This is a genomic window from Vibrio sp. 99-8-1 (assembly GCF_013114595.1).
In the GTDB taxonomy this organism is placed as follows: domain Bacteria; phylum Pseudomonadota; class Gammaproteobacteria; order Enterobacterales; family Vibrionaceae; genus Vibrio.
In genome coordinates this window covers 1-5,765 of the sequence record NZ_VTXE01000066.1, presented here as the reverse complement: position 1 = coordinate 5,765, position 5,765 = coordinate 1, and the positions used below count along the sequence as shown (strand labels likewise).

At 40.4% G+C, this 5,765-nt stretch carries 3 protein-coding genes and 1 pseudogene; 2 read left to right on the top strand and 2 right to left on the bottom strand.

The features are described 5' to 3' along the window. Positions 1-3,810, top strand: a 3,810-nt coding sequence (locus tag F0227_RS21600; RefSeq protein WP_171755318.1) for a cadherin-like domain-containing protein, incomplete at its 5' end; no start/stop codon positions are given. Positions 3,811-3,914: 104 nt separating this feature from the next. Here the strand turns inward: F0227_RS21600 and F0227_RS21595 are convergent. Further along, a complete protein-coding gene (locus tag F0227_RS21595) occupies positions 3,915-5,108 on the bottom strand; it encodes a class I SAM-dependent methyltransferase (RefSeq protein WP_171755317.1) in 1,194 nt (397 codons plus the stop codon). A gap of 158 nt (positions 5,109-5,266) precedes the next feature. On the opposite strand from F0227_RS21595, the gene yccX reads away from it, so the two are divergent. After that, on the top strand, positions 5,267-5,533 hold the full coding sequence (gene yccX / locus F0227_RS21590) for an acylphosphatase (protein WP_171755319.1): 267 nt from the start codon (positions 5,267-5,269) through the stop codon (positions 5,531-5,533). 73 nt (positions 5,534-5,606) lie between these two features. Here yccX and F0227_RS21585 read toward each other — a convergent pair. After that, positions 5,607-5,765: pseudogene (locus F0227_RS21585) on the bottom strand (IS256 family transposase); the annotation flags it as partial.

Below are 5,765 nucleotides of genomic sequence, written 5' to 3'. Positions count from 1 at the left end.
GACGTCACTTTCACTTATACCATTACAGATGATGGAACGACAAATGGTGTAGAGGATAAGCTATCGGTTACAGGAACTGCGAGTCTAGATATTACGCCAGTCAACGATAAACCGACGGCTGAAAACTTTACCGTTAATATAGGTGATGATGGTCAAGGGACATTTGTTCTTGATGGTGCCGGCGACTTAGACCATGTTCAAGATATTGAAGATGATCAGAGTGATGCTAAGGAACCTACAGCAACCATTGATTCATTGCCTGAATTTGGTCAATTGTTTATTGGAAACTCAAATACACCAATAAAAGCTGGGTATAAGGTTTCTGATCTCGAAGCAACGCAAATTCGTTATGAGTTAGATGCTGACAAAGCCAGTAATATCAATGAAATATTGAGCTTCCATATCGACAACAAAGCGGAAGGAAACACCATTCTAAATCACTTAAGTGATAATAAGGGCAGTTTGGTTGGATATGATGAGGATGGAGACGAAGTTGCTAATGGTAAGGTAGTGATTAAAGCGTTTAGTGATGCTGAAAACGCTACTTTAACTAATTCAGGACCGAGTTCAGACTTTGGATTAGGAGTTAATAGCAGTAATAGTGGCTCCAGCGAAGTAGACGTAAAAGGTCGTGAGTTCATTTCTATTGATTACTCTGCATCAGGTGCCGTTGTGAATAGTGCTGAACTAACATTTAGCAGCCTTGGTAACCATTACGATGAATCATTGAATGATCCTAAGGCCAGTAATGACCCTGATGCGCAACTTGTGATAACCGCTGTACTAGTAGATGAACATGGGAATACAACAGATAAAACGAAAACGGTTATTTATCGTGATGGAATTTCTGCAAGCACCACGACAGAAATTACCACGACGGGAGATATTATTGATGTTGTTATAGACCCCAACCTTTATAACGGCTCAAGAGAATACACTGTCACGTTTGATGCTCCGACGGGCTATGCGGTTCAAGAGTTTAAAGTATCTACATCGAGTTCATCAAATTCAGATACAAACTCGAATATGATTCTTCAAGGAGTTGAAGTAACCGATGCGACCGTTCGTGAACAAATTACTTATACACCAATCGATTCTGAGCCGTTAAGTGGTGATAGTAAAGTTATTACCATTATTGCCGATCCAGACTTCTTGCCTGAAGCGAAAGATGATAGCCACAATGATCCATCTCAGTTTAATGCCGGGCTGAAAGGGAGCTACTACGCTTATCATCAAGGTGCAGATGGTGGCAATACTGAAAACTTAGACGTGGTTAAAGCGTTTATTGCTAGTCATCAAGCTGATGCCAATTTTGTGTCTACTGAAGTCTCGTATGGTTTAGATTCACATCAAAATGTTATGAATGGTAATTTAGGGGCTGATGGTAATTTACAACTTTTCTTGGGGTTAAACTCAGACGCTAAATCTCTGAGACATCCAGATTCCCCCGATGCGAATGACTTTTTCGATCCAGAGAATAGTTCTGATGCGATTATTAAGCTGAATGGTGCCGTAGAGCTACATGCTGGTACATATAGCATTAAGGTCTTTTCTGATGATGGTTATGTAGTGAAGATTGATGGTAAAGAAGTCATTAAAGGTTATGACAAGCAATCGCCACGAACTGATATAGTAGAATTTACTGTCGATAACGATGGTAAGCATGACATAGAAATCATTTATTGGGATCAGGGTGGAGCATATGTTTTGGATGTTGAGCTAGCTCAGAGCCCAGGAGGAGAATATTCTAAGCTTGGTTCGACTGAGTTCCCTGTTTCTCAATCTGCTTTGGTGACAAATGAAGACACGCCAATCACTATCTCTGCTGAAACATTAATAGACAACGATGTTAATCACGCGGTTGGTGACCTAACGATTCAGTCGGTTGATAAGGCAGTTGGTGGAAGCTTATCTCCTGTGTTAGTAGATGGCAAAGTGGTTAATGTGGTATTCACTCCGACCGCTGATTTTGCTGGAAATGCGAGCTTTGACTACACCGTAGTTGATAGTAACGGTAACACATCTACTGCTACGGTATCTATGTTTGTTAATCCGGTAGCCGATGCACCTACACTAGATGTTCAATTGTCGCAAATGCAAATAGACGAGCAAAGCGGTGAAAGAAGTTTCACTCTTAATGTTCAATCTGAGCCGACTGATAGTGATGACAGCGAAAGTGTTGTTGTTAACATCATGGGTATTCCTCAAGGTGTTGAGGTGATTGGGGGCACTCCAGTCGGTAATGGCTATACCATTCCAGTTGATACTAATGTGACGCTTAAAGTGACCGATAGCTATCAAGGAGATTACGACTTTAAGTTAACGGTCACTACGACAGCAACAGATACGCATGGGAACAGTAGTGATAGTGTTTCGGTTTCCGATTCTGTTGATGTGAGCTTTAGGGACTACACTTCAACAACGAGTGCAGCAGGAGATCAGACTACAACAGGTAATCAAGATCATGAGTTGATTGTTGGCGATGTTACTGGGTTACAAGTAAGTGCTGGTACTGACTACAATATTGCATTTGTTCTTGATGAATCAGGCAGTATGGGTTGGTATTATGGTGCGGCGAAAGCTCAAATAACATCGGTAGTTGAAAGCCTTGCTAAGGCATCAGTAGGAGAAAACGCGGGTAAAGTAACACTGTTTTTCACTAATTTCGCTGATGACAATAATAGTGATGATGTTAAGTTTTCTATTGACCTTTCAAGTCTAAATGGCACGAATCCAGCTCAAGTAGAAAGCGTAGTAAATGCAATTATGGTGCAATGGAGCCAAGGTATAGGTAGCGATACTTATGGCAATGGTAGAACCGATTATCGTATCGGATTTGAAAACGCAGTGAACTGGTTTAAAAATCTTGATAATGATGTAGCGGTGAAACCAAGAACTAGCGCGACGAACATTACCTATTTTATTACTGATGGATATCATAACGAAGGACATATGGGAGAAGTTAATACTCTGTTTAGCCAGTTAGATGCCGTTTCAACAGTAGAAGCTCTAGGTCTAAAGCCATACATCAACGATCAAAAACTAGAGAAGTATGATTCAGACAATGATGTCAAAACAAATATTCCGGTTGAACAGTTAACCAGTAGTATTGAAGAAACAACGACCAAAATGGTGCAAGGCAAAGACACTATCGATGGTGGTGATGGAAACGACATCCTGTTCGGTGATGGCTTTAATTATGATGGTGAGCAAGGTACAGCTGCTATCGCTAATTATGTTGCAGATCAATCCAATCAGTCTGCATCGCCAAGCAATAAAGAGATACAAGACTATATCCGTGAGCATGTGGCCGAGTTTGATCAATCAAATAGTGGTGATAAAAGTGACATCTTAAGTGGTGGTGCTGGAAACGATGTGATTTATGGTCAGGGTGGCAATGACATATTAGACGGTGGTTTAGGCAATGACATATTAGACGGTGGTTTAGGTAATGATATTTTGGTTGGTGGTGATGATGCCGATACGTTTATCTGGACAAGTAGTTCTGTAGAAAATGGTCGAGATATTATTGATGACTTTAGTATCTCAGAAGGAGATAAAATTGATTTATCTGAACTAGTTCAAGCGAATGACGATGTGACTAGTGTCGATAATCTTCTAGCGAGTATTTCTAAGTCGGGTAATGATTTAGAAATTAAGTTAGATCACGAGCATGGACATGACCAAACCATTGTTATTCGAGGTGGTGTGTCAGAGTTTGGTTTGGATGGCTCTAACTTATCTGATGGTGCATTGGCTGCCAGTATCACTAGTTCTATAATGGATGATTTATTTAAAGGACAAAGCTAAACTTGAAGTAAATATGCAAAAGGGCTCATTTGAGCCCTTTTTTGTACCTCGTAAGAGACGATTCTAGCTATTACTGAACTAAACTTATATTACGAATAGCGTAGTTAGAATACCTTGCAGGCAAAACCTTTAAGGTAAAAACCCTCTGGATATGCCGTGTCAATTGGATGATCCGCTGCTTGTTCAAAACGCTCTACAAACTTTACGCTGCGGCCAGAATCTAAGGCTGCATCAGAAATGATTTTTTGGAATAAATTTTGTTCCATTAAACCAGAGCAAGAGTAAGTTAAAAGCGTGCCACCAGGTTTCAGAATTTGCATCGCGAGCATGTTAATGTCTTTGTATCCACGACAAGCACCATTTAACTGTGCCTTTGACTCTGCAAATTTAGGCGGATCCATGATAACAACATCAAATTTGGTTCCTTGATCTCGGTATTCGCGCAACAGTTTAAAGACATCAGCATTTAAAAATACCGCACGTTTTTTGGACAGATCAAAATCGTTTAGTTGAGCGTTATGTTTCGCCATATCAAGAGCTGGCTGAGAAACATCAGCATTGATAACACGCTTAGCGCCTCCCTTGAGGGCGTAGAGTCCAAAACCACCAGTGTATGAGAAACAGTTAAGAACTTCTTTATCTGATACATACTTCATCGACTGCAGACGACTATCTCTCTGGTCTAGATAAAAACCTGTTTTATGACCATTTTTAATGTCGACACTAATTTTTATACCATTTTCTTCAATGATGACTTCTGATGGTGGCTCAATACCATGTAAAACGCCCATGGTCTGTTCTAAGCCTTCTTTTTTACGCATAGACACGTCAGAGCGTTCATACACATTACAGTCGGGGTAGCAGTATATGAGAGCTTCCACCAAACATTGTTTGTTGTATTCAGCCCCAGCGGTGAGTAACTGGCAGACTAAGAAATTTTGATACCTGTCTATGGTAATTCCTGGTAAGCCATCTGACTCTGCTGCAATCAATCTGTATCCACTTAAACCGTCGCGAGCAATTACCTCATCTCTTAGCTTCTGTGCTTGCTGAATTCGTTTGATAAAAAACTGGCGGTCGATAACCTGTTTATCGAAAGACCAAACTCTAGCTCTAATTTGAGAAGCAGGGGAGAACGCCGCTTTTGCTAACCATTCACCTTGATGGGAATATACATCAACAGTTTCACCTAACGTCGGTTCTCCATCTATTCTTTTAATACCTCTTGAAAATATCCAAGGGTGTTTGCGCCTAAGTGATTTGTCTCGGCCTTTTTCAAGATAAATAGCTACCGTCATGATGAAATCCGTAATAATTGAAGGAGCGGTATTGTGGGGAATTAACGTTCGAAAAGCAATAATGATTGTTTTAAATCTTGGTGTTTATATACTCAATATGATCATACAGAAGACAAATTATTCTGCTCAAGTGTTTAAGGAGGATTAATGTGAATAACATAAGTATGCGTTTTGTTGTATCAGGAATGGTTCAAGGCGTCGGGTTTAGATACCACACATGTTATGAAGGTCTTAAACGAAACCTTACTGGTTACGCAAAGAACTTAGACAATGGAGATGTAGAAGTTATTGCCACTGGCAATGAGAAGGAGTTGGAATCCTTGCACCAATGGCTAGCTAAAGGGCCAAAAAGTTCTCGGGTGGATGGTGTCGTCAAATATGCTCACAACACCCAAGTGTTTAAAGGATTTGAAATAAAGTATTAGCTGAGGCGAGTTATACAGGAATGATTTATCAGGATAAAAGACCCTGTAAATAATTCTGTGTAACTGCCATTGGTTACAAGTATTCAGTTAATCGGTCTTCGAACATAATCATAAAGCGGTTCAGCGCCTGCTTCCAGTTTCGTATTGGCATCGTCCATTTCTTGGAAGCATCCTGAATCGCCAGATAGACCACCTTTCTTGCCGATTCATCCGTAGGGAACAGCTTGCGTTT